Origin of the sequence: Methylophilus medardicus, assembly GCF_006363955.1 — a bacterium.
Taxonomy (GTDB): Bacteria; Pseudomonadota; Gammaproteobacteria; order Burkholderiales; family Methylophilaceae; genus Methylophilus; species Methylophilus medardensis.
This window is the reverse complement of sequence record NZ_CP040948.1, coordinates 2,506,915-2,526,616: the sequence shown is the minus strand read 5'-3', so window position 1 is coordinate 2,526,616 and position 19,702 is coordinate 2,506,915. Positions and strand designations below refer to the sequence as shown.

The window sequence follows — 19,702 nt, the reverse complement described above, 5'->3', positions numbered from 1 at the left end:
AGAATCCTGTCTATGAGTCAGCGCCGATGACGCCTACAGAAGAAATTATAATCGTGTTTACGCATGTACCGAATAGGCATTGTGCGGAGCAGATCGCACAGACACTGCTTACAGAGAAGTTGGCGGCATGCGTCAATATTTCAAGCCCCGTTACTTCGATCTATCAATGGCAGGGACAAATAGAGCGTGCAGAAGAAATTGGCCTCACGATTAAAACATCGCGTAAGGTTTATGCCGCATGTGAGACTAAGCTACGGATGCTGCATCCTTATGAACTTCCTGAGATTGTAGGCATCCATGTGGACGTAGGTTTGCCAGCATATTTGGCATGGGTCGCGGCAGAAACAAAAGGTGCAGGAGTGAATCGTTGAACACAATTTGGTTAAGAAGCTGGGTCATGCTGGTGGCGCTATTGTGCGCCCTATCCCCACTGCATGCGGCAACACAGCTCTCGAAACTGTTTACGGCGGATGACAGCGAGGAATTTTTGCCGGTCGATGAGGCCTTCAAGGTGGAGGCGGCGATGGTGGATGCTAACCATGCACAGATCAAGTTCTCTGTCGCACCTGGCCATTATCTATACCGTGAACGTATTCAGCTGATCGCCCCCGCTGCAGATGCGGCCAGCATAAGTCTGCCCGCTGGCGAGATAAAAAAAGATCCGAATTTTGGTGAGCAGCAAGTGTTTCATCATGACACCCTCGCGACGCTGACGTTTCATCGTTCGCCGCCAGCAAATATTCAAATCCGTTATCAGGGTTGCAGCGAAAAAGGCTTGTGTTACCCGCCGCAAATCAAATCACTAGCACTCTCTACCAACGTAACGGCCGCAGCGCCAAAGTCATCACCAATGCCATCATCGGTGGCGCCGCAAGAAGAGGAGGATTTTTCTGGTAGGTTGTTATCCTCTGGTCGCTGGTGGCAGATTGTGGCTGGATTCTTTGGCGCAGGCCTGTTGCTAGCATTGACGCCCTGTGTGTTCCCAATGATTCCGATTTTGTCCGGCATTATTGTGGGTAAAAACGCGCACGTGTCGCGCGGCAAGGCCTTTACGCTCTCATTGGCTTATACCTTAGGTATGTGCTTGACCTACACCCTGGCGGGCGTGGCCGCGGGCTTGTCTGGCCAGTTGCTGAGTAACGCGTTGCAAACGCCGGTTGCGCTTGTCATCGGGGCCCTGATTTTTGTGGTGTTGTCGTTTTCGATGTTCGGTTATTACGAGTTGAAACTGCCCAGTGCGATCGAGAATACCTTTTTTCACTGGAGCAACCGGTTCAAAGGTGGGCATTTATTCAGTGACTTTTTAATGGGCGCGATGTCTGCTTTGATCATCAGCCCTTGCGTTGCCGCCCCGTTGGCGGGGGCCTTGCTCTATATCAGCCAAACCCACGATGTGGTGCTGGGCGGCGTGGCGCTGTTCTCATTGTCTTTGGGCATGGGTGTGCCATTATTATTGATTGGCGCCTCTGCAGGCACGCTATTACCAAAGGCGGGGGAATGGATGAATACCGTTCGTCGGCTGTTTGGGGTGCTGATGCTGGGTGTCGCGATTTGGATTGTCAGCCCCATCGTGCCGGTCGCAGTGCAGTTAGGATTATGGGCGGCTTGGTGTATTCTGCCGGCGATCTACTTACGCGCGATGGATCCGCTGCCTGAGGCAGCACATCCGACGCAACGTTTGTTTAAAGGCTTTGCTGTGATGTTGTTGCTATATGGCGTGGCGCTGCTCATTGGCGCGTTGTCAGGCGCCCGCTCGCCACTGCAACCATTGCAAAATGTGACCGCTGCGCCCTCTGCACAGGTGCAGCCATTGGTGTTTCAGCGTGTGCGCAGCGTCGAAGCGCTGGCGCAGCAATTGAAAGCTGCAAACGGCAAACCAGTGATGCTAGATTTTTATGCAGATTGGTGTGTGTCTTGTAAAGAGTACGAGCAATTTGTGTTCACAGACCGCAAGGTGCGCGATGCTTTACAAGGCTTTGTCTTGTTGCAGGCAGATGTCACTGATAATTTGCCTGAAGATGCAGCATTGTTGAAGCAATTTGCCTTATTTGGTCCGCCAGGCATTGTCTTTTTTAACGCGCAAGGTCAAGCCTCGTCGCCCGTGATCAAAGGCTATCAAGACGCAGAGCGCTTTCTGCGCAGCGTACGCGCGTTGCCCTTAACATCCATAGAAAGATCGCCCAATGCGTAATGTTGCCCGTGTCGTGATGACGCTATTATTGGTGGTTGTGTTGGGAAGCGGATTTCGCTGGCTTTATCTCAATCGCGATCAGTTCATGGCGACCCAATCTGCCTTACCAAGTCTCGAAGCCGTCGCCCCGTTTTGGGCATCTACCCTGTCTGATGCAGCTGGGAAATCCTATGCATTATCGCAATTTAAAGGCAAACCACTCATCGTTAATTTTTGGGCCACGTGGTGCGAGCCATGCCGCGAAGAGATGCCCGAAATTTCTGCCTTAGCCACCGCCCATCCAGAGATTTCAGTCGTGGGGCTTGCAATAGATGAAGCCGCCGCAGTGCATGAGTTTGCAGCCAGCACCCCGGTGAGCTACCCGCTGCTGATCGCTGAAAACGAAGGCTTGCCTTTGGCTGAGGCCTTGGGTAACCACAAGGGGGTGTTGCCTTATACCGTCATCCTTTCGGCGCAAGGGGAGGTCAAGCAAATTTTCTTTGGTCGAGTCAGCCGTAAAATGCTGCAAGATGCACTAAATTTGTAGTTGTTTTTGGTATAAATTCTTCTACCGGCGCCCCCTGAATTCCCGCCTGTTCGCTGCAATACCACCCACGTTTTAGGAAAGATTGGCGACTTTCAACTTTCTTTAAACTGCGAATTTCTCTGGACAAAATGCAATAACTTCGGCAAACTTCGACGCCATGAAGGTTGTATTTTTCTCGATGAGAGGCATTTGAAATGGGCGCCAAATCTATCCTGGTGATTCACGGACCCAATTTGAATATGCTAGGCACCCGTGAGCCGCAGCATTATGGTAGCCAAACGCTTGCAGATATCAACCAGCGTCTGCAAGACCTTGCGCATGCCGATCATGCGCGACTGGATACGTTTCAAAGTAATTCAGAAGCCGATATTATCGACAAAATACATGCCCTCTCAGTGAATCGCGTCGATTATGTCATCATCAATCCAGCCGCATTCACACACACTTCTGTAGCCATTCGAGATGCACTTTCAACAGTCAAAATACCTTTTATTGAGGTGCATCTATCCAATGTGCATGCACGTGAGTCTTTTCGACACCATTCTTACTTCAGCGATATTGCAACGGCCGTGATTTGCGGCCTGGGCGCAGAGGGATACTTCGCCGCTTATCGCTACATCCAACAACTCTAATAACACTAAAACACTTACATTCGAGGCTTTTATGGATTTACGCAAACTCAAAAAATTGATTGATTTGGTAGAGGAATCGGGGATTTCCGAACTGGAACTGACCGAAGGTGAGGAAAAAGTTCGTATCAGTCGCGCCATGGCGCCAACGGCTGCGCCGGTAACGCAATACGTGTCCGCGCCGGCACCAGCACCCGCTGCGCCAGTCGCTGCTGCTGCGCCTGTTGCCGCACCAGCTGAAGTGCTTGAAGGCCAGGTCGTCAAATCGCCGATGGTGGGCACGTTCTATCGTGCTTCCTCGCCGGATGCAAAATCATTTGTCGACATTGGCAGTAGTGTGAGCACCGGTGAAACGCTGTGTATTATTGAAGCCATGAAGCTGCTCAACGAAATTGAGAGCGAATACACCGGCGTGATTAAGAAGATTTTTGTTGAAAACGGTCAGCCTGTCGAATACGGCGAACCATTGTTCCTGATTGGTTAAGCCACTATGTTTGAGAAAATACTCATTGCCAACCGCGGTGAAATTGCCTTGCGTGTGCAACGTGCCTGCCGTGAGTTGGGGATTAAAACGGTCGCCGTGCACTCTGAGGCCGATCGTGATGCCAAATACGTTAAGCTGGCAGATGAGTCAGTTTGTATTGGCCCCGCGCCTTCCGCTAAGAGCTATTTAAATATTCCGGCGGTGATTAGCGCTGCTGAAGTGACCGATGCGCAAGCCATCCACCCCGGTTATGGCTTTTTATCTGAAAATGCGGATTTTGCCGAACGTGTTGAGCAAAGTGGGTTTGTCTTTATTGGCCCGCGTGCAGAGACCATTCGTTTAATGGGCGACAAAGTATCGGCCAAAGAAGCCATGAGAAAAGCGGGCGTGCCCTGCGTTCCTGGTTCGGATGGTGCGCTGAATGACGACCCAGTAGAGATCATCAAAACCGCCAAACGTGTGGGTTATCCGGTGATCATCAAAGCGGCTGGTGGCGGTGGTGGTCGTGGGATGCGTGTGGTGCACACCGAAGCGGCGTTGCTCAACGCGGTCAATATGACTAAAGCAGAGGCACAAACCGCATTTGGTAACCCCATGGTGTACATGGAAAAGTTTCTTGAGAACCCGCGTCACATCGAGATTCAGATTCTCGCGGACCAGCATGGAAACGCCGTGTATTTGGGTGACCGCGATTGTTCGATGCAACGTCGTCACCAAAAAATCATTGAAGAAGCGCCATCCCCTTTGTTGCCAGAGCGCGTGCGCGACAAGATTGGTGAGCGTTGTGCGGAAGCTTGCCGCAAAATTAAATACCGTGGTGCAGGCACCTTTGAGTTTTTGTATGAAAACGGCGAGTTTTATTTCATTGAAATGAACACCCGTTTACAGGTAGAGCATACCGTGACTGAAATGATCACTGGGATTGATCTGGTGCAACAGCAAATCTTCATTGCAGCAGGTGAGAAACTGCCATTCCGTCAGCGTGATATCGTACTGAACGGCCACGCCATCGAGTGTCGTATTAACGCTGAAGATCCTTACACTTTCGTTCCCTCACCAGGCTTTATTAACCGTTTTCATATGCCCGGCGGCCCAGGTGTGCGCATGGATACGCACGTTTATGGCGGATATACCGTGCCTCCGCACTATGATTCGATGATCGGTAAGCTGATTACACATGGCGCCACCCGTGAACAAGCGATTGCCAGAATGCGTGTGGCATTGTCCGAGATGTATGTCGAAGGCATTAAAACCAATACTGCATTGCATGCTGACCTGATGGCTGATCTGGCCTTTCAACAAGGCGGCACCAGCATTCACTATTTGGAGCAGAAGCTGGGTATCAGCTCGAAATAATCTTGCATTGGTTGTTACTTAAAATTCAATCGACCGAACCGCAGGCAGATGCGCTCAGCGATGTGCTGATGGCGCACGGCGCGCTGTCTGTGAGTATCGAAGATGCGCATGCGGACACCTTGGCCGAGCAGGCTATTTTTGGCGAACCTGGCGATCCGCCGCCGGGTATTTGGCAGCAAAATGTAGTCACTGCGATGCTAGAGGCTGATGCAGACATTCAAACCTTGCTGGCTAACGTACAAGCCGAGCTGGGGCTGGATGGGCTGAAATATCAGCTCGAACAGATTGAGGAGCAGGACTGGGTGCGCGCGACGCAAGCCCAGTTCGACCCAATACGCGTGACGGATGATCTTTGGATCGTGCCCTCCTGGCACCAAGCCCCCAATGCGGATGCGATTAATATCGTACTCGATCCGGGTCTTGCTTTTGGTACAGGTAGCCATCCGACCACGCATTTGTGTTTGAGCTGGTTGGCGCAACTGCCGAAACCCTTATTAGCCACAGCGAATGTGCTTGATTACGGTTGTGGCTCCGGTATCTTGGCCATCGCCGCAAAAAAACTTGGTGCACAAAGTGCAACCGGCGTGGATATTGATACCCAAGCTGTGATTGCCAGTCGTGACAATGCGCTGAACAATCAGGTGGATGCTATTTTCTATGATTCTGCAGAGTATTTGCACGAACCATTTGAAATCGTCGTCGCCAATATATTGTCTAGTGCCTTAATGGTGTTGGCGCCGGTGATTGCGAGCTCTTGTAAAAGTGGTGGCAAAGTTGCATTATCTGGCATATTGGATAGCCAGCAAGAGATATTGTTGGCCCATTACGCCACGTGGTTTGAAATGGATGCCCCCATCCAGCAAGATGGATGGGTCTTGCTGACGGGAACCAGAAGATGCCCTTGATTACGGCCTGCCCGGCCTGCCAAACACAATTTGAAGTCACAGACGAGCAGTTACAAGCTTATGCCGGTAAGGTGCGTTGCGGCGAATGTGACCATGTGTTTGACGCCCGTTCATATTTATTAGAACCCCTCTCTGCCGCCTCAACCGATTCAGGTACCACAGAATCCGCTACCGATGCCTCGCTCTACTTTAAGCTAAGTGCTGCAGTGGCGCATGCCGTTGAGCCGCCCTCAGCAGTGCCTGATCTGCCTCTGCCAGACCCATTGTCAGCAGAATTGCCAGTACATCATCCAGAGGCAAGCGATCACGCTGCGAACATTCCGGCCTTTTTGCGTGATATATCGTTGGCTGATGAACGGCCTGCTGCGCCGGAGACTCAAGCGAGTCAACGCTTGATGGTGTTTTTTGCTTGTGGCCTGTTTTTAGTGCTGCTGTTGCAATCGATGTATTTCATGCGTAGCAGCCTCGCCGCCCATTACCCGCAAACCAAACCGCTGTTTCAGCGTTTCTGTGAGACATTGCATTGTGTGGTCAACATGCCGCAGGACATTGCGCAGTTAACCATTGATGACGCGGATATCCAAGAGCATAAAACACGTCAGGGGGTGCTGACGTTTTCTAGCGTGCTGATGAATCATGGGCCAGTGGCGCAAGCCTATCCTAAGATCGAATTAACGTTGACCAATATGGCTGACGAACCTGTATTGCGTAAAACGCTACGTCCCGCGGAGTATTTGCCCGCCTCGGCCAATCTGGCAGCTGGGCTGTTGCCGCAACAAGAGCAGGCGGTTAAAGTCTTGCTTGGCGTGGATGAAAAATTGGTCACAGGTTTTCGCGTCGCCATTGCCTATTAAAAGGATACGGCACAGGGTGCAGTTATTCCTTTGCCTGTCCAGACCCTACTTCAACCATCACTTGTCGTAATACCTCAATCGCTGCTGTGCGCACAAAACTTTTGCGCCAAGCCAGCGCAATGCGTCGGCTCGGCGCAGGTTTGCTAAACGGAATCACACGTATCAATGGGTTTTGATAACGCGAAGCCGTGGCCATGGCCGGCAACACAGTAATCCCTAAGTTGGATGCCACCATATTGCGGATCGTTTCTAGTGAGTTGCCTTGTAGCACTTCCCCTTTGCGGCTGAGCTCTGGGCAAGCTTGGGTCACTTGATTGCTGAAGCAGTGACCGGTATTCAGCAATAATACTTTTTCGTTGCTTAATTCATCGGCATCAATCGTTTTGCGCGTGGCCCAAGGATGGCTCACGGGCACCACCACATTAAAGTCCTCATCATAAAGTGGGATGATCTCAATCCCCGGCACGTCAAATGGCAAGGCAATCACCGCCGCATCAATCACTCCATTTTTTAATTGCTGTTCAAGCGTGGCAGTGATGTTTTCTTCCACTTCGAGCGGCATTTGTGGCGCTGTCTTAATTAAAGGCGGGATGATTTCAGGCAGCAAATAAGGGCCAACCGAGTGAATCATGCCCAATTTAAATAGGCCGTTAAGCGGGTCATTCCCGTGCTTAGCCATGTCTTTGATTTTGGCTGCTTGTTCCAGCACAATATTGGCTTGCGCAATAATCTGCGCACCAATGTCGGTTGGCGTCACTTCATTGCGGTTGCGTTCAAACAATGAGACACCTAACTCCTCCTCAAGCTTTTTAATGCCCAAACTAAGCGCGGGCTGCGTCACAAAACATTTTTCGGCAGCACGGCGAAAATTGCGTTCTTGGGCCACGGCCAGCACAAACTTTAATTCAATGAGGGTCATGAGGATTTGCTCGCTAGAGGTGGTGATTAGTTTAATTGCATTAATTTTATTAATCAATCATATCAGAACATACAATTATCCAAATTAAATTGCGCTGGGTAGAATGCAACGCATGCACACAATGAACTTGAACGAAAAAGGAGAATATATGTTGGCTTGGTTATACAAAGATCCGCCAGACCTAAAAGAAGCACTAGCGGCCTACGCTGCCTGTTTTTAACTATAAGCAATCATATTGTAGTTGCATTGACATTAAACTACTATCGTAACAATTGATAAATATTATATTGATCACCTTGTGATGCAAGGTGGCTGAATGATGACACTAAATAAGGAGTTTAAATAATGGATAGTACACAACAAAGCGGCGGCAAATGTCCCTTCGGCCATGGTGCGTTAACCACAAACGCGGCATCCAATACCAGTTGGTGGCCAAATGCGCTCAATCTGGATATTTTGCACCAGCACGATCGCAAGACTAATCCACTGGGGCAGGACTTCGACTACCGTGCGGCGGTTTCAACCCTTGATGTGGCTGCGGTGAAAAAAGATCTGCATGCTCTAATGACGGATAGCCAAGAATGGTGGCCGGCGGATTGGGGGCATTATGGTGGCTTGATGATCCGTTTAACCTGGCATGCCGCAGGCACCTATCGTGTGGCGGATGGCCGTGGCGGTGCGGGCACGGGCAACCAGCGATTTGCGCCGTTAAATAGTTGGCCTGACAACGTTAACCTTGATAAAGCGCGTCGCCTGCTGTGGCCAGTGAAAAAGAAATATGGCAATCAACTGTCATGGGCGGATTTAATTGCGCTGGCCGGTACCATTGCATATGAATCCATGGGCTTGAAAACGTTTGGTTTTGCCTTTGGCCGTGAAGATATTTGGCATCCTGAAAAAGATATCTACTGGGGCAACGAAACAGAGTGGCTGGCCAAAACTGGCAGTGTAGGTAGCCGTTATACAGGTGAGCGTCAGCTTGAAAACCCGCTGGCAGCAGTCATGATGGGGCTAATTTACGTGAATCCTGAAGGGGTGGACGGCAATCCTGATCCCCTGAAAACTGCGCACGATATCCGTGAAACCTTTGCGCGGATGGCGATGAATGACGAGGAAACGGTGGCCTTGACCGCAGGTGGGCATACCGTGGGTAAAGCCCACGGCAACGGCCAGGCGAGCAATTTAGGCGCAGACCCTGAAGCCGCCGATGTGCACGAGCAAGGCATGGGCTGGAACAATCACACCACCCGAGGCGTTGGGCGGGATACCGTCACCAGCGGCATTGAAGGCGCTTGGACCACGCATCCAACGCAGTGGGATAACGGTTATTTTGCCATGCTGTTTAATCACGAATGGGCATTACGTAAGAGCCCGGCAGGCGCTTGGCAATGGGAACCGGTCGACATCAAAGAGGAAGACAAGCCAGTCGATGTCGAAGATCCGAGCATTCGTTATAATCCAATCATGACGGATGCGGATATGGCGATGATCAAAGACCCGATTTATCGTCAGATCTCCGAACGTTTCTGTGACGATCAAGCGTACTTTTCTGAGGTGTTTGCGCGGGCGTGGTTTAAGTTGACACACCGCGACCTTGGGCCAAAAACGCGCTATATCGGTCCGGATGTGCCACAAGAAAATCTGATCTGGCAAGACCCAGTGCCGGCAGGGTTTGCGTTGAGTGAAGCCGACATCGCGACCTTAAAAGTGCAGATTTTGGCGAGTGGATTGACCCAAGCGGAACTGATCGCAACGGCATGGGACAGTGCGCGTACCTTCCGGGCGTCTGATTATCGTGGCGGCGCCAATGGCGCGCGTATTCGTCTGGCGCCGCAAAAAGATTGGGAAGGGAATGAACCTGCCAGATTGCAGAAAGTATTGGCTGCGTTAGAGGCCGTGCAAAAAGCCTTTGGCAAACCAGTCAGCATGGCGGATTTGATCGTACTTGGCGGTTCGGCTGCCGTAGAGCAGGCAGCGAAAGCCGCAGGCGTTGAAGTAACGGTGCCATTTGTTGCAGGTCGTGGCGATGCCACAGCCGAGCAGACTGATGCAGCTTCATTTGAGTTTTTGGAGCCTGTGCATGATGGTTTCCGCAATTGGCTGAAGGCTGACTACGTGCCAACCGCCGAAGAAATGTTGCTTGATCGCACGCAACTGATGGGCCTGACTGCACCAGAAATGACGGTGTTGATTGGTGGGATGCGTGTGCTGGATACTAACTACGCTGGCAGTAAACATGGCGTATTTACCCACCAGCCAGGCGTGCTGAGCAACGACTTTTTTGTCAACCTGACCGATATGCGTTATCAGTGGGTGCCAACAGGTAAAAACCTGTATGAGGTACGTGAGCGCAACACAGGGCTGGTGAAATGGACGGCTACCCGCGTTGACTTGGTGTTTGGCTCAAACTCGATTCTGCGCGCCTACGCTGAGCTGTATGCACAAGACGATGCGAAGCAAAAGTTTGTGCATGACTTTGTCGCAGCATGGGTAAAAGTCATGAATGCGGACCGTTTTGATCTGAAATAATCTCGTTGACACCTAGCAAAGCGCCTTGAGCAATCAAGGCGCTTTTTATTTTTTAAAAGGATCAGCGCGTGCCCGGCCATGAAACTTCTGATTGCCTAAACAAGGGCAAGCTGCATTTTGTTTTGCACCGCCAAGGCGAATTTACAGGATTCGCTAATTTTGCTTAACACGGCCGCAAGTCCTTTGCAGTGTCTGCTAGAATACCCCCATGGATATTTATTTGATGCTGAAGGCCGTGATCATGGGCCTGGTCGAAGGCGCGACCGAGTTTATTCCTGTCAGTAGTACTGGACATCTGATCATTACCGGAGAGTGGCTCGATTTTCTCTCTAAAGACAAACGAGATGTGTTTGAAATTATTATTCAGCTAGGCGCGGTGCTCGCGGTATGTGTTGAATACCGTCAACGCCTGTGGCAAACCGTGCAACGTATTCAAACCGATACCAATGCCCAGCATTTTGTGCGCAATCTCATCATTGCATTTTTACCAGCGGCGGTCATCGGCCTCGCCCTACATCATCAAATCAAACAGTATTTGTTTTCTTCGTTTACGGTCGGCATTGCGCTGGTGGTGGGCGGGGTATTGATTTTGTTAATCGAAAAGTTTGTGCCCGAGGGCAAAACCACTGAAGTCGACCGCATTACGGCTAAACAGGCATTGCAAATCGGTTTCGCGCAATCACTGGCGCTGTTTCCGGGCATGTCACGTTCGGGTGCGACCATCATGGGGGGGATGTGTTTTGGTCTTAGCCGCCAAACCGCGACCGAGTTTTCATTCTTTTTGGCATTGCCGATTATGTTTGCGGCCACAGGCCTCGATTTATATCAGGCACGTGATTTGTTGTCCTTGGATGATGCGTTGATTTTTTTAATCGGCTTCATAGTGTCGTTTTTAACTGCACTGATGGTGATTCGCGCGCTGATTCGCTTTGTGGCTCAACATTCTTTTGCGGTGTTCGCCTGGTATCGCATCGTATTCGGGATTTTGGTGTTGGTCTTTTTTGCACATTAACGGATTAAGGTTTGAATCATGAATGGTGCGCTGTTTAAAAAAATTGCCTTAGGCCTCGCTGCGCTGTTTGCGGTTTTGCTGTTATTGCTGGTGTACCTGGCGGTCACGTTTAACCCTAAAGATTACAAGCCCACCGTGATTCAACTGGTGAAAGATAAAAAACAGCGCACGCTGGATATTAAAGGCGATATTAAACTCAGCTTTTGGCCCAAAATCGGAGCTGATTTGGGTGAAATCACCTTGTCAGAACATCAGTCAGATAAACAGTTTGCCGCTATCAAAAGCGCCAAAGTGGCACTGGCCGTATTACCCTTATTGAAAAAGCAAATCGTGGTTGACACCATTTACCTCGATGGTGCGCAGGTCAATGTGATTCAACATGCTGATGGCAGTTTCAACTTTGATGATTTGCTGAGCAAAGATGAAGAAGCCTCTGAGCAGATTAATTTTGATGTGCAAGGCATTCAAATCAGTCACACGCAAGCACGCTTTAGCAATGAAGGCACCGGCGCGCAGTATGCGGTTGACCAGCTAAATTTAACCACTGGCCAGATTGCACTTAAAAAACCATTCGATATTGCGACCGATTTTCATCTGGTCGCTAATCAGCCCGCCGTGGATGCGCAGGCCTTCATCAAGGCCAATATCATGGCGGACCCTGAAGCAAAACATTTCGTGGTGAAAGGTCTCGATGCGCAACTCAAAGGCGCAATACTCGATGGCCAAGATGTCACCCTGACCGCACAAGGCTCAATCGATGCCGATGCGACGAAAACCGCACTCGATGTGTCTGCGCTTAAACTCGCCATGCAAGGCACTTTTAAAGGCGTGCAGCGTGAGGTCAGCTTAGAGGCCCCCGCGGTGGCGGTCAGCCCGCAAGCGATCAGCAGCGAAAAAGTCGCTCTATTGCTCAAACAGAAAGATGCAAACGGCGACCTCAGCGTGGCTGTGGTGCTGTCCGAGCTCAAAGGCAATCAGCAAAGGGTTGAAAGCAAGGGGCTGACCGCTGATGTGAACATTCATGCAGGTGCACGCAAGGTGGAGGGGCATTTCGCCTCCCCAGTCAAAGCCAATCTTGCTGACCGCATTTTTGAGGTGCCTGCATTGGCCGGCAAGTTTGATATTAAAGACCCTGCATTACCGAAAGGGGCCATGCAGGGCCAGTTCAAGCTAGCAGCCAATGCCAACCTCAAGCAAGAACAATTCAAAACCACATTTGATTTGCGTTTAGCTGAGACCGCACTTAACGGAGATGTCAGTGTAGCCAGTTTCAGTACGCCGCATATAGGCTTCAAGCTGCATGCGGATACCCTCAATTTGAATGCATTGCTGGGCAATAGTCATGCTAAAAAAGACGTGAAAACGAACAGTGCTAAAACGGCTGCCAAATCAGATAAGCCTGCCGACCTGAGCGCTTTAAAAACCTTGTTTCTGGACGGCAGCATTCATATCGGCAAAATCCTCTACAGCCCATATACGCTCACGGGCCTAAATGTGGGTATCAAGGCGGATGGACAAACGCTGGCGTTGCAAGGGCTGGATGTTAAACTCGACGACAGCCGTATTCAAGGCAGTGTGGGCATCAGCCAGTTTAGCAAACCCTTATATCGCTTCGATTTGAATATCGATAAGCTCGACTTGAATCGTTACCTGCCGCCATCGACCGCGAGTGCCAGCGACAACAAACCGGCTGAAAAAACACCGGACAATGCTGAGCAAGCAATTGATATGTCTGCGTTGAAAGCGCTGAACGCACAAGGCAACATCCGAATTGGTTGGTTAAAATATGGCAAAACAGAAGCCAAAAACCTAAATGTCGGTCTCAAAGCGCAAGATGGCTTGGCCAGCCTAGACCCATTGAATGTCGATGTTTATCAAGGCACTGTGCGTGGCACAGTCAAGCTCGATGCGCGCGCGACCCCTGCGGTCGCCATTCAACAAAGCTTGCAGAATATTGCTGTCGGCCCGCTGCTGGTCGATACCATTAACAACGACATGCTCTCAGGCAACGGTCAGCTCAATGTGAATGTGACCGCACAAGGAAATACGGTGTCAGCGCTAAAAAAGTCACTAGGCGGCTCGGTTGATTTGAAAATGGCCGATGGCGCCGTTAAAGGCTTTGACCTCGCAGGCACCATCCGAGATGCCAAAAGCAAAATCAATCTGCTTAAAGGGCAGACCAACGCTGCCGCAGATCAAAGCAAAAAAACCGATTTTAGTGAGTTAACCGCTACTTTTCGTATTCAAAACGGGGTTGCACACAACGATGACCTTGCCATGAAAGCGCCTATATTTCGCTTGCCTAAGGGCGAAAGCAAGGGAGATATCGATATTGGTAAAGCGCAGATTAACTACCTAGCAAAACCCACTCTGGTCAATTCCCTCAAAGGTCAAGGCGGTAAAGACACAGAACAGCTCGGCAGCCTTGGCGTGCCAGTCAAGATCACCGGTACCTTTGCCGCCCCCAAGTTTGCGGTAGACATGGCGGCCATGGGGCAAGCACTTGCAAAATCGGTTGCCCTAGATGCGCTCACCGATAAATTAGGCGGTGATAAAGCGGGTGCAGTCAAATCACTGATCGGCGGGGGCAATAAAGCAGATGCGCTAAAAGGGCTACTGAATGGAAATTCGGCCGGCAGTGCCAGCCCGAGTGATGCGCCTTCCTCAGAAGGCAGCAACAAACAAGATCCCAAGCCTGCTGAACAACTCAAAGAAAAGGCGCTTAAAAAGCTCCTCAACTTTTAGCTGTGAGTGTATTTGCTGAAAAACTCATCGCCTGGCAACAGGCGCATGGCCGTCATGATTTACCATGGCAGCAGACGCGCGACCCTTATGCGGTCTGGGTCTCCGAAATCATGCTGCAACAAACGCAGGTCTCGGCGGTGATCGCTTACTACCAGCGATTCATGCAGCGTTTCCCTACGATTGCTAGTCTTGCGCAAGTGGAGCAGGACGATGTCATGCAATATTGGAGCGGTTTGGGCTACTACTCACGTGCCCGCAACTTGCATCACGCCGCCCGTGCCATCATGCATCACCATGGCGGAGTCTTCCCAACCGATTTCGATACCATACAATCATTAAAAGGCATCGGTCGTTCCACGGCGGCGGCCATTAGTGTGTTCGCTTTTGACCAGCGGCAAACCATCCTCGACGGTAATGTCAAACGTGTTCTCGCAAGACTCTATGCCATCGAGGGTTGGCCGGGCCTGCCTGAGGTGGAGAAAAAGCTTTGGCAACTGGCAGAGCAGTTGTTGCCGAAGCAACAGCTCCCAGCTTATGTGCAAGGCTTAATGGACTTTGGTGCGACTTTATGCACCCGCAGCAAGCCGCGCTGTCATGCGTGTCCGATGCAGTCGCAATGTTTGGCGTATCAGCAGCAAAAAGTGGCGTTGTTGCCGACGGCCAAGCCACGCAAAGCCTTACCTGAAAAGCAGGTCACCCTATTGATGATTGTGGATGCAGGCGAGATTTTGCTAGAGCGGCGCCCCAATCACGGTATTTGGGGTGGCTTATGGAGTTTGCCCGAACTCTCCCCATCGCAGATTGCTGTACCTTATATACAACAAACGTTTGGTCTCGAGACGGAAGCGCTAGAGGTCATGCCGGTGCTTTGGCACAGCTTTACGCACTTTAAACTGGAGATTACACCCCAACCCCTGCAGCTTATTGCCCGACGCCCCTCGCTGCCGCCACATATGCAATGGCTGACGCTTTCAGACGCCATTGCTGCTGCTTTGCCGACGCCGGTGCGTACTTTGATCAAAGCGCTTCAGAGCGCACACCTTTAATGTTTAGAGGTGTGCCAGTTTAAACACATGGCTGGCCAAACTTGATTGATTACTTTTGAGGTGCTTGAGCAATGAGTGCGCTCGGTCAGGCTTTACCATGGCTTTGGTGTAGATGACCGGCAGTTCAAAAATGGCGATTTCGCGCTCAACAATATTCAGGCTCACGTGCTCAGCGCCTTGAATCACATCCATCAGTTTGTCATAGACATTATCCGTCACACGGGTATACGGGAACAAAATCCAAAAATCTGTCCCCTCCCTACCGACCAAATCGGACCGCCTGAAAGACTGTTGTAAGTCGTGCGTCAATGAAGACAGTTGCCGGAGGGCCTCTGGCGCGCCATACGCTTCACCTAAACTATTATCATCACCATAGGCGATTTTCACCAAAGCGACATTGAAGTCATCAGAGTGTCTGATGAGTACTTGGCAAATCCAGTCTAATGTATCAATAAAACGACTACACAACTGAATATCAGAAATCATGACTAACCCCGGCAAAATTGAAACAACAATAAAAGTTTATAACGGGGGTAACCCCGCTAAATTGCTATCCTAGCAGAAACTTTTAGGTAAATTTAGTTTGAACAGCCCAATAAAACAATTCCTTTTCATCATCAGCTTCCCTATCCTACCGCCAAGATTGTTGCAAATCTGCAACAAAACAAACTTGGGCTAAGCAATATGACGTATTCACTTGCGCCGCGACCCCTGCATTTGCAAGAATTGCTCTGACCTTGCTGGAAACGCTTTCAGTGGTTCCGCAGGAGTTCTCGAGTATGAGCGTTTTTGCGCTCATCTTAAAAAGCAATATCCTTACACAAGTTGTGAAAACAACATTTTTGGAGATTCGTATGAATACAAAATTGAACGTTGCAGTTGCAGCAGCGCTGTTCGCTGCCGCTACTGGCGCACAAGCTGGCATTACTATCCCAGCTGGTGACTGGACTTTGGACATCGGTGGCGTTGTTAACGCATACTACACAACTACTAGCACTAGCGGCGATAACGTTACTGGTATTGGTGGTCAAACTGAAAACGGTGACAACACACAGAACAACATTACTACTGGTTTGTTGCCAAACTACCTGAGCGTTTCTGGTAAAACACGTCAGAACGATCTGGATGTTGGTTTCACAATCAGCATTAACCCAGGTTCATCAACTACAAACTCCGGTATCCAGAATGCTAACCCAAACGGTAACAGCTTCGGTGGTAACCAAGAAAATCGTCAAGCATTCTTGACATTCGGTGATGCTTCATGGGGTTCTATCAAGCTGGGTAAAGATCTGGGCATTTACGCTTCAGACGCTATCTTGAACGACATGACATTGTTGGGCGTTGGTTCAGGTGCAGGTGCTCTGGCCGGCAACACAACTACTTTAGGTCGTATCGGTACAGGTTTCATGTACGCTGACTGGAAATCACAAGTTGCTTACACATCACCAAACTGGAATGGTTTCCAATTCACAGCTGGTGTAACTCAAGCATGGAACACATTCGGCGCAGGTCAAACAACAACTGCTTCCGGTGCATTTGGTAGTGCTACAAGTGTTGGTCGTGGTGGTTCACAGCCTGCATTCGAAGGTAAAGCATCTTACGAGTGGACTGGTGATGTTGCTGGTAAAGTTTGGACATCATTCTTTTCACAAAAAGTTGATCAACTTAAAACTGTTAACGTAGCAAACGATTTGGGTTCTGATCGTGCAACTGCTATGGATATCGGTGCATCTATCAAAGTTGCAGACTTTGGCTTGACTGGTTACTATAACAAAGGCCGTGGTACTGGTACCACAGTTATGTTGCGTGACGGTTTCGATGCAAACGGTAAGCGTCGTGACTCCGATGACTGGTACGTTCAAGGTACATACACTATTCCAGGTGTATCTACAAAATTGGGCGTTTCATACGGTGAATCAACCCTTGATGGTAACAGCGGTGAGACATTCAGCGAGTACCAAAACTCAATGTGGACAGTTGGTGCATACCACCCAATTACGAAGCATTTGAACTTGGTTGCAGAGTACTCTACAGCTAAATCAGAAGTTAACAACAGAAATGCTGCTGACTTAGATGGTAAGTCCAAAACTGTTTCTTTGGGCGCTATCTTATTCTTCTAGTTTAACGCAGTTTAACTGCTTAAATTAAAAGTCAGAAAACGGCAACTTCGGTTGCCGTTTTTTTATTGATTAAATACATCGAAAGTTCTATCCATGAAGCTTTACCCTGTCACCGTTATTTCAGAGTTTTATGAAAATCCAGATGAAATCAGAAAATATGCGTTGGCACAAAAATATACTTATTGTCATGAAATGAAAGACATTGAGTATGTTTTTCCGGGAAGCAGAACGAAGGAGTTAAGAGAGTTAAGTCAATCTCTCTATGAAAAGGTCTGTAAGAAGCTTATCAGTGCATTTCATATCCCAGAGCATGATGTTATGCGTTGGCAAATAAATACTAGCTTTCAAATCGTAGAGGGTGAATATGATCATGGATTGATTCATCAGGATCAAAATACGGTATTCGCTGGCGTGCTGTACTTGACACCAGATGCGCCATTAGATTCTGGCACTTCGTTATTCAGAAAAAATGCCAGTTACGATGAAGATTTATACTGGAAAAGAATTAAAGAAAATGATGAGCGATTTAAACGCAAAGAGCCCATTGATTTTAGTTATCATGAGATGTTTGATGAAGTAGTTCGTGTGAATAACGTGTACAACTCACTTATTCTTTTTGAGGGTGACATACACCATTGCGCGAATAATTTTTTCGGGAAAACTAGACAGGATTCGCGATTGGCGCAGGTTTTTTTTATTACTAAAATTGATGCAAATAAAGAAAGTTCTTTCCCATTGTTACGTGTTAAAAAACAGCCACTTTAATCAATCATCAATCCTCGTTGCTAAACTTTAAGTGTTAGCGCAGTTCGTCCTATGATTAACTGATTATGTCCAGATACGAAAATAATCTGTGCAAGATGGTGCTTGCTTAATTGGAGTATGCTCAAATTTTTGTTTTGTTGGTTGGAACTTTCCTTGTGCTTGCCTGAGGGCTTTAAACCAAGGTTGACGGCGCTTAATTGTTGAAAAAAGCTCTCTGACGGGACAAGGCTTATTCGTTACGCTCTTCGAGTTTTTGGTGGAGTCGCCGCAATGGCACAGACATCGATCTTTAGGCTTGTTAGCCGTTCACTCAATAAAATTTGCCATCGGACAATACAACTAGTAGCCCCGTTTGCAATTTCTTAGGCATTTCCATGCTGTTAAACATGTTTTTGCATGCGCTTGCTTTGTAACAGGCTGATGTTCATTTCACCGCTCAAGGTAGATGCGTAGTGTTTCTCAATCATGCTCACCGAGGTGCGTGCGTTGCGTGCCAAGGTGAGCATGTCGATGCCCTGCCCATAAAGCAATCGAAATGTAATGGCGGTATGCCGCAAACTATACAGCGTGCGACCAATACCGTGCGGGCCTTGTTTTAAATCTGTTTCGAAAAGTAGCCAATTGAAGAGAAATCCGAGAATACGCATCGCATAATCGCGGTTCTTAATCTCTGGTAAAAATACATAGTCGTCTGGTTTACCATAGCCACGCGCTTTTGCGTCCTTGTGTAATTTTTCATACACGTTCACTGCCTGACGTAATGTCACTATCGGTGCATCGTGGCCTTTGGTTTCTGGCAGACTCAAGCGTAAATACGTTTGTGCACGTTCTATGCGCTTCACATGCATGTGCTTCATCACCTTGATGTCACTTGGCCTGACAAAACTGTTCACCATAAAGCTGATCAGGTAATACATCTCTTTGCGCATGGTTAATAAGCGTTTATCTAAGCCCATTGCATTCAAATGTAATACGTTTTGAAAATTAAAAGTTTGCTCTCGCATGCGCCAAGCAGTCCTGAGTAATAGCGCATATTCCTGCAAGGTAAAAGCGCCTCGTGACTGCCGTTTGGAGGTAATCGAGGGGAATTCAGGTAGGGTATCAAGATGACCTTGGCGTTGACTCGCTTGCAAAGCCATTTTTACGATCATTAAATATTGTGCGATCGCCACGTTACCAATCTCTGCTTCATTTAAATAATCGACAAAATTAGCCAGCACCTTGGTGTTGATGTCAGAAATAGCCAAGGTTTTGAAAAAAGGTAGGATGTGTTTTTTGATCCGATAGCTGAGGATATCAACACTCTTTTTTGACAAAATATTTCGTTTGTAACGCGATTGCGCATTTTGAATCAAGTCGTTTGTATAATCGCCAATACTTTTTACAAGCGCATGATTTAATGGGGAATTTACCTCATGTGCGTTACCAATCATCGCCGTTAGATCGTCGGGCGTCAGTAGGTAAAATAGGGGTTTATCCTGATTCACGACCACCACAGGCTGCCCATGCGCCATCGTTTGAACCTGTCCGGGATGGTTCAAAAATTCATCAAGACTGACAATCTTCTGTAAAAGTGCACCGCGCATAATGAAGTTTTCAATAAAAATAAGGCAGGATTCTA

At 48.9% G+C, this 19,702-nt stretch carries 17 protein-coding genes; 14 read left to right on the top strand and 3 right to left on the bottom strand.

Annotated elements, in window-relative coordinates; genetic code table 11:
- Nucleotides 1-26 precede the first annotated feature (26 nt).
- From cutA to FIT99_RS11955, 8 genes are all read left to right on the top strand, one after another.
- Entirely contained in the window at nucleotides 27-371 is a 345-nt protein-coding gene (gene cutA / locus FIT99_RS11990; protein WP_140004490.1) for a divalent-cation tolerance protein CutA, read from the top strand.
- A gap of 5 nt (nucleotides 372-376) precedes the next feature.
- Complete coding sequence (gene dsbD / locus FIT99_RS11985; protein WP_140004769.1) at nucleotides 377-2,191, top strand: protein-disulfide reductase DsbD; 1,815 nt, start codon at nucleotides 377-379, stop codon at nucleotides 2,189-2,191.
- Nucleotides 2,184-2,717, top strand: coding sequence for a TlpA family protein disulfide reductase (locus FIT99_RS11980; protein WP_140004489.1), 534 nt, complete (start codon nucleotides 2,184-2,186; stop codon nucleotides 2,715-2,717). The genes dsbD and FIT99_RS11980 overlap by 8 nt, the downstream gene beginning before the upstream one ends.
- Before the next feature lie 194 nt (nucleotides 2,718-2,911).
- Entirely contained in the window at nucleotides 2,912-3,349 is a 438-nt protein-coding gene (gene aroQ / locus FIT99_RS11975; protein WP_140004488.1) for a type II 3-dehydroquinate dehydratase, read from the top strand.
- A gap of 31 nt (nucleotides 3,350-3,380) precedes the next feature.
- Nucleotides 3,381-3,830: an acetyl-CoA carboxylase biotin carboxyl carrier protein gene (gene accB / locus FIT99_RS11970; RefSeq protein ID WP_140004487.1), complete on the top strand. Its 450-nt coding sequence runs from the start codon at nucleotides 3,381-3,383 to the stop codon at nucleotides 3,828-3,830.
- A 6-nt stretch (nucleotides 3,831-3,836) separates the two neighbouring features.
- Entirely contained in the window at nucleotides 3,837-5,186 is a 1,350-nt protein-coding gene (gene accC / locus FIT99_RS11965) for an acetyl-CoA carboxylase biotin carboxylase subunit (protein ID WP_140004486.1), read from the top strand.
- 2 nt (nucleotides 5,187-5,188) lie between these two features.
- Complete coding sequence (prmA, locus tag FIT99_RS11960) at nucleotides 5,189-6,091, top strand: 50S ribosomal protein L11 methyltransferase (protein ID WP_189524754.1); 903 nt, start codon at nucleotides 5,189-5,191, stop codon at nucleotides 6,089-6,091.
- Nucleotides 6,082-6,945 (top strand): DUF3426 domain-containing protein, encoded by an 864-nt coding sequence (locus tag FIT99_RS11955; RefSeq protein WP_140004484.1) that lies wholly within the window; start codon nucleotides 6,082-6,084, stop codon nucleotides 6,943-6,945. Before prmA ends, FIT99_RS11955 begins: the two co-directional genes overlap by 10 nt.
- Nucleotides 6,946-6,967: 22 nt before the next feature.
- Here the strand turns inward: FIT99_RS11955 and FIT99_RS11950 are convergent, their stop codons facing one another.
- Nucleotides 6,968-7,864, bottom strand: coding sequence for a hydrogen peroxide-inducible genes activator (locus FIT99_RS11950; RefSeq protein ID WP_140004483.1), 897 nt, complete (start codon nucleotides 7,862-7,864; stop codon nucleotides 6,968-6,970).
- A gap of 345 nt (nucleotides 7,865-8,209) precedes the next feature.
- Between FIT99_RS11950 and katG the strand changes: the two genes are divergently transcribed.
- The 4 genes from katG to mutY all read left to right on the top strand — a co-directional run bounded on the left by katG (nucleotide 8,210) and on the right by mutY (nucleotide 15,196).
- A complete protein-coding gene (gene katG, locus FIT99_RS11945; protein ID WP_140004482.1) occupies nucleotides 8,210-10,393 on the top strand; it encodes a catalase/peroxidase HPI in 2,184 nt (727 codons plus the stop codon).
- 208 nt (nucleotides 10,394-10,601) lie between these two features.
- Nucleotides 10,602-11,405: an undecaprenyl-diphosphate phosphatase gene (locus tag FIT99_RS11940; protein ID WP_140004481.1), complete on the top strand. Its 804-nt coding sequence runs from the start codon at nucleotides 10,602-10,604 to the stop codon at nucleotides 11,403-11,405.
- Nucleotides 11,406-11,423: 18 nt separating this feature from the next.
- Nucleotides 11,424-14,150, top strand: coding sequence for an AsmA family protein (locus FIT99_RS11935; protein WP_140004480.1), 2,727 nt, complete (start codon nucleotides 11,424-11,426; stop codon nucleotides 14,148-14,150).
- 2 nt (nucleotides 14,151-14,152) lie between these two features.
- Nucleotides 14,153-15,196: an A/G-specific adenine glycosylase gene (gene mutY / locus FIT99_RS11930; protein WP_140004479.1), complete on the top strand. Its 1,044-nt coding sequence runs from the start codon at nucleotides 14,153-14,155 to the stop codon at nucleotides 15,194-15,196.
- A 3-nt stretch (nucleotides 15,197-15,199) separates the two neighbouring features.
- Here mutY and FIT99_RS11925 read toward each other — a convergent pair whose 3' ends face one another.
- Nucleotides 15,200-15,682, bottom strand: a complete 483-nt coding sequence (locus tag FIT99_RS11925) for a hypothetical protein (RefSeq protein ID WP_140004478.1) — start codon at nucleotides 15,680-15,682, stop codon at nucleotides 15,200-15,202.
- A 368-nt stretch (nucleotides 15,683-16,050) separates the two neighbouring features.
- On the opposite strand from FIT99_RS11925, the gene FIT99_RS11920 reads away from it, so the two are divergent.
- Both FIT99_RS11920 and FIT99_RS11915 read left to right on the top strand, forming a co-directional pair.
- Entirely contained in the window at nucleotides 16,051-17,316 is a 1,266-nt protein-coding gene (locus FIT99_RS11920; RefSeq protein ID WP_189524831.1) for a porin, read from the top strand.
- A gap of 93 nt (nucleotides 17,317-17,409) precedes the next feature.
- Nucleotides 17,410-18,081 (top strand): DUF6445 family protein, encoded by a 672-nt coding sequence (locus tag FIT99_RS11915; RefSeq protein WP_140004476.1) that lies wholly within the window; start codon nucleotides 17,410-17,412, stop codon nucleotides 18,079-18,081.
- A gap of 380 nt (nucleotides 18,082-18,461) precedes the next feature.
- Here the strand turns inward: FIT99_RS11915 and FIT99_RS11910 are convergent, their stop codons facing one another.
- Entirely contained in the window at nucleotides 18,462-19,667 is a 1,206-nt protein-coding gene (locus FIT99_RS11910) for a tyrosine-type recombinase/integrase (protein ID WP_140004475.1), read from the bottom strand.
- Between the last annotated feature and the right edge of the window lie 35 nt (nucleotides 19,668-19,702).

Bases quoted from the DNA above. Each gene is read 5' to 3' on its own strand.
- cutA (WP_140004490.1), top strand. From the start codon at position 27: ATGACGCCTACAGAAGAAATTATAATCGTGTTTACGCATGTACCGAAT.
- FIT99_RS11980 (WP_140004489.1), top strand. From the start codon at position 2,184: ATGCGTAATGTTGCCCGTGTCGTGATGACGCTATTATTGGTGGTTGTG.
- aroQ (WP_140004488.1), top strand. From the start codon at position 2,912: ATGGGCGCCAAATCTATCCTGGTGATTCACGGACCCAATTTGAATATG.
- accB (WP_140004487.1), top strand. From the start codon at position 3,381: ATGGATTTACGCAAACTCAAAAAATTGATTGATTTGGTAGAGGAATCG.
- accC (WP_140004486.1), top strand. From the start codon at position 3,837: ATGTTTGAGAAAATACTCATTGCCAACCGCGGTGAAATTGCCTTGCGT.
- FIT99_RS11955 (WP_140004484.1), top strand. From the start codon at position 6,082: ATGCCCTTGATTACGGCCTGCCCGGCCTGCCAAACACAATTTGAAGTC.
- FIT99_RS11950 (WP_140004483.1), bottom strand. From the start codon at position 7,864: ATGACCCTCATTGAATTAAAGTTTGTGCTGGCCGTGGCCCAAGAACGC.
- katG (WP_140004482.1), top strand. From the start codon at position 8,210: ATGGATAGTACACAACAAAGCGGCGGCAAATGTCCCTTCGGCCATGGT.
- FIT99_RS11940 (WP_140004481.1), top strand. From the start codon at position 10,602: ATGGATATTTATTTGATGCTGAAGGCCGTGATCATGGGCCTGGTCGAA.
- FIT99_RS11935 (WP_140004480.1), top strand. From the start codon at position 11,424: ATGAATGGTGCGCTGTTTAAAAAAATTGCCTTAGGCCTCGCTGCGCTG.
- FIT99_RS11925 (WP_140004478.1), bottom strand. From the start codon at position 15,682: ATGATTTCTGATATTCAGTTGTGTAGTCGTTTTATTGATACATTAGAC.
- FIT99_RS11920 (WP_189524831.1), top strand. From the start codon at position 16,051: ATGAATACAAAATTGAACGTTGCAGTTGCAGCAGCGCTGTTCGCTGCC.
- FIT99_RS11915 (WP_140004476.1), top strand. From the start codon at position 17,410: ATGAAGCTTTACCCTGTCACCGTTATTTCAGAGTTTTATGAAAATCCA.
- FIT99_RS11910 (WP_140004475.1), bottom strand. From the start codon at position 19,667: ATGCGCGGTGCACTTTTACAGAAGATTGTCAGTCTTGATGAATTTTTG.